The organism is Pantoea sp. CFCC18179, from assembly GCF_059412405.1.
The window spans coordinates 1-4439 of the sequence record NZ_JBNBPM010000031.1 but is presented as its reverse complement, the minus strand read 5'-3'; the positions used below and the strand labels follow the sequence as shown (position 1 = coordinate 4439).

Below are 4439 nucleotides of genomic sequence, written 5' to 3'. Positions count from 1 at the left end.
AGGGACTGGCTGGCGGCGACCTGGCGAAAGCGCTGGCGGGCGGCTCGGCGCCGTACATTGCAAACATCATTGGCAGTAGCGGGCTGGATCCTGCCGGAAAAGTGCTGGCGCACGCGGCGGTCAATGCGGCGTTAGCCGCAGCGCAGGGCAATAGCGCGCTGGTTGGCGCCGCGGGTGCCGCCACGGCAGAGATGACGGCGATGATTGCGGTCAGTGCTTACGGCAAACCGGTCAGTGAACTGAGCGAGACGGAGAAACAAACGGTCAGCGCGCTGGCCACACTGGCGGCGGGATTAGCAGGCGGGCTGACTGGCGACAGCAGCGCGGATGCGGTGGCGGCTGCGCAGTCGGGTAAGACGACTGTGGAGAATAACTATTTAAGCCAGAAACAACAGGCGCAGAAGAAAGAAGAATTGGCAGAATGTCAGACCGTGGCCTGCAAAGCGCAAACAGAAGCGAAATGGACGGCGATTGACCTGGGACAGGACGGCAGTTTTGCAGCGGGTATGATAGCGGGGGTTCCTGCAGGGCTCTACGATGCTGTGGACGGTATTGTCAAAGCAGGCTCTAACCCGACGGAAACCCTAGAGGCAATGAAAGCGCTGTTTAACAGCGGTGATGTTTTGGGCACGTTATCGGATGCGGTTAAGCAGTCTTATATAGACCGTATTGACCGAATGGAATCGGAGTACCAGAAAGCCGGCGCCAGCGGGTCGTTTAATGCGGGCGTGGAGGGTGGAAAGCTGGTTACGGATATCGCCGGATTGTTAACTGGCGGAACCGGTATCGTGAAGGGGGGCGCGGTACTGACGGAGAAGGTTGTTGCAAAAGTGGCAGGTAAGACCGAAGCAGCAGCTATGAATGCAGGAAAAGTGCCTAAGAATCCTAATTCATCGAGTGCAATTACAGATAATGAAGCCGGGGGTTATTCGTATTATGACAAATTCAAAAGTGCTGATGGTGGATGGAATTGGCCTAAGAATTTAGGATTTGAAGGAGATCCTGTTAAAACTACCATACCAGTAGGCGCCCGCTTAGATAGGTATGGAGAGCCTAATGGTTCTTTCCTTGCTCCGAAAGGGACACCTTACGAACAACGTGCTCTTGCACCAGGCGCTAAGGCTGAAAAATACTATGAGTATGAGGTAATCAAACCTTTGCCTGCTATACAGGGTAAAATTGCCCCTGCTTTTGGTGAGCCAGGGGGAGGGATTCAAATATTACCTAATATGCAAGAACGAGTGAATGTAGAATGGCTCTTGAAGAATGAATATATCCGTGAGGTACGCTGATATGCTGCTGAATATTGAAGAAATACAAAAAAAAATTGACGAGCTGACCTTGCAAGCTGGTCTACCAAAACATTCCGTTAATCTTTGTACCGCTCCAATTGGAGATGGCACTCCATATATTACATTTGAAAATGATGTATATAATTTTATTCATTCAGAAAGAGGTTATGAATTCTCGCGTAAGTTTACTGGGTCACTAGATGAGCTACTTTATTGGATTATGTCAGAACTTGCATATAAGACAGCATTTCAATATGAGTTAGAAAACAGGGTGAAAGGCAGAGATGGACGACGCATCGCTTTCCCCAAATTTATTGAATTAATGGCAAAGATGAATCTTTCATGGGAGCCAAAAGCTCAACACGAAATTCAAAAAATTCTGACTGAAACGCCCTACGACGATAGTCTTTATACATAAGGGTAATGAATCCCAGCTATTGCGGCTGGGATTGCTGTTGCTGTTGCTGTTGAGAATAACTATCTGCATGTCAATGAAAAGACTGAACTTGAAATTGCGAGCAGAAACCTAATAGCAAAAATCCGGCAGAACGCGAGCAAGCGCAGGAGTAGATAAATACACTTAGAGAGAAGGACATCAGCCGAGACCATAAAGTGATTGATGCGTGCGGCAACGGTAAAGCTGGCAGCGCTGGTTGTGCAAGTGCAAAGCTGGAATTTATAGCTATTAAAGGTGAATACGAAACTGGACCGTAAAACTCGAAAATCAGCCAGCAATACTCAGATGCATATGGACAAATATCTACTAATGCTACCGTGAATGGTGATAGATCGCTAGCTCTTTAAATTTCATGATAATTTGATTGAAAGGTATCTAAACTTAGCGAAAAATCCTTAATTATTACTTTCCCTAAAAATAGAAGATCACATTTTAAGGACCCAATAGGTAATCATTATGACGACTAAAGTTGTGATAAGATATGCTGAAAATATTAACCTAAAAAATGAGATCGCAAGATTCGACAGCTATGGCATCGAAGAGGAAAATATTTCTGCATTGAGCTGGGAAATACCTAAGGAACCTCGTGCTAAATCGGGTGGCTATTTGCTTAAAAAAATGATAAGCAAGGTCTCGCTACTTTCTAATGAGAAACAAACAATTGGGGTTATGCTCGAATTAACCCCTGAGCAACCTAATAATGTGATTGTAAATTATAAAAAAACTTGGGGTTTAGTTGAAGGTTGTGGAGTTGATGTAAATAAAATAATCAACAAAATTTCTCACCTTAATCCTGGAAAAAAAGGGTTAGTGTTAACTGGGACAGGTAGAATCTCACTTGATAAAGTAGATTTAATTCAAAATCTCATTAATACACAAGAAAAATTGTATTTTTCGAGCTTTAACTCCTATGAAGTTTACGAATATGAAAAAGAATTAGATAGCCCATCTAAGTGGATGAAAAATGTTTGGGAACGCAATGGTATAGTTTTTATGTTGCTAGGGCGTTTTGATGAATCTGGTTCAGAAGTTGTAGCTCTAGGGAATAAAGAGCATTTGCATGTTTTTAATGATTTTTTTTGTGAAAAGGGTGTTGCAAACAACTCTCCCAGTGGGAGTTCGGCAGAATAGATGTAGCAAGAAAAAAAGATTCTAGAGCTTGGGCAACAGGCTGCGAAGAATGGTTTCAAGAAAGCGATGAATAGTCCAAACGATACAGCGACTGTTGAGTCAGGCGGAGTTGGTTTTAGGATATATTTTGATGAATTCATAGGACTAGTACGTAATTTCCACCCAAGCTAGGGTATGGGATAAATAAGATGAGTAATAACTTATTCGAAATGCCAGATGTCTACTCCGGCCTTAATGATATCATTGTAGGTTATTTCAACATCATGTCATCTTGTCGTAATTTCTTAGACGTCATCGAACATATTGTTGAGTAAAATGGTTTTAACACTGATGGCGCTTATTGCAATTTTCCTGACATGAATAGCTACGATGTAAGTGAACACTTTGAAGGAGTTGAATTTGCCGTAGGGTATCCACCTTCGGAAGCCGATACTGCCATTGTTAGCGAGAAAACTTGTTACCACTATCTCCGGCTGGCATGTGAAAGATATTTAAAACTTCACCCTGAAGATTCCGAAAAAGTAAATAGCCTGCTTGTTAAATTACCTGACTAATAACTGAGTTCCGGTCGCTGCGCAGGGAACTTTTTATCGCCCAATCAATTTCAACTTGAACATAGTTACCACCGTCAGGTGTGGCAATTTCAAGGTTGAAAGCTACAACTAACTGCATTAGTCGTCATACATGCAGATGGATTAGTGCATTAAAGCCAGCGGTATTACCGCTGGCCGCATAGCCAGTATCCAGGGGCGCGCAATTGCAGGCGGGCAAAGACGTGAACCTGAGCGCGGCGCGCGACGTGAATCTGAGCTCGTCGCAGGACAGCCAGCGTCTCGACGGCAAAAACGAAAGCCAGGGCGGCTCAATCGGCGTCGGCATCAACTTCGGCCAGGGCGCGAACGGGCTGTCGCTGAATGCCAGCGTTAACAAAGGTAGGGGCAGCGAGAACGGCAGCGGCACCACGCATAACGAAACCACGGTTAACGCCGGAAATAAGGTGAACATCAGCAGCGGGCGCGACACCACGCTGACCGGCGCGCAGCTGAGTGGCAATCAGGTGGCGCTGGACGTGGGCCGTAACCTGACGATGCGCAGCGAGCAGGACACCGACAACTACGACTCGAAGCAGCAGAACGCCAGCGCGGGCGGCAGCATCAGCATGGGCGGCGGCAGCGGTTCGGTGAACCTGAGCCGCGACAAAATGCACAGCACGTGGAGCTCGGTGCAGGAGCAGACCGGCATCTTCGCCGGCAGCGGCGGCTTCGACGTGAAGGTCGGCGGGCACACGCAGCTGGACGGCGCGGTCATCGGCTCGACGGCAACGGCGGATAAGAACCGGCTCGACACCGGCACGCTGGGCTGGAGCAATCTCCACAACCAGGCGGAGTATGAGGTCGAGCACCAGAGCGTGGGGATAAGCTCGGGCGGCAGCATCGGTGGACAGTTCGCGGGCAACATGGCAAACGGCCTGCTGGTTGGCGCGAACAGCAGCGGCAGCGACAGCTCGACCACCAAAGCGGCGGTAAGCGCGGGCACTATCGTCATCCGTGATAAAGAGA

General features: G+C 47.4%; 4 protein-coding genes and 2 pseudogenes. All 6 read left to right on the top strand.

Annotated elements, in window-relative coordinates; genetic code table 11:
- Positions 1-1292, top strand: a 1292-nt coding sequence (locus ACPUC7_RS24230; protein WP_494924837.1) for a TNT domain-containing protein, incomplete at its 5' end; no start/stop codon positions are given.
- Between the two features lies 1 nt (position 1293).
- Positions 1294-1710: an Imm63 family immunity protein gene (locus ACPUC7_RS24225; RefSeq protein WP_494924836.1), complete on the top strand. Its 417-nt coding sequence runs from the start codon at positions 1294-1296 to the stop codon at positions 1708-1710.
- A 194-nt stretch (positions 1711-1904) separates the two neighbouring features.
- Positions 1905-2006, top strand: a complete 102-nt coding sequence (locus ACPUC7_RS24220) for a hypothetical protein (RefSeq protein ID WP_494924835.1) — start codon at positions 1905-1907, stop codon at positions 2004-2006.
- A 199-nt stretch (positions 2007-2205) separates the two neighbouring features.
- Complete coding sequence (locus tag ACPUC7_RS24215; RefSeq protein ID WP_494924834.1) at positions 2206-2880, top strand: hypothetical protein; 675 nt, start codon at positions 2206-2208, stop codon at positions 2878-2880.
- A 329-nt stretch (positions 2881-3209) separates the two neighbouring features.
- Positions 3210-3434: pseudogene (gene cdiI, locus ACPUC7_RS24210) on the top strand (ribonuclease toxin immunity protein CdiI); the annotation flags it as partial.
- Positions 3435-3625: 191 nt separating this feature from the next.
- Positions 3626-4439, top strand: a pseudogene (locus tag ACPUC7_RS24205) (hemagglutinin repeat-containing protein); the annotation flags it as partial.

Bases quoted from the DNA above. Each gene is read 5' to 3' on its own strand.
- ACPUC7_RS24225 (WP_494924836.1), top strand. From the start codon at position 1,294: ATGCTGCTGAATATTGAAGAAATACAAAAAAAAATTGACGAGCTGACC.
- ACPUC7_RS24215 (WP_494924834.1), top strand. From the start codon at position 2,206: ATGACGACTAAAGTTGTGATAAGATATGCTGAAAATATTAACCTAAAA.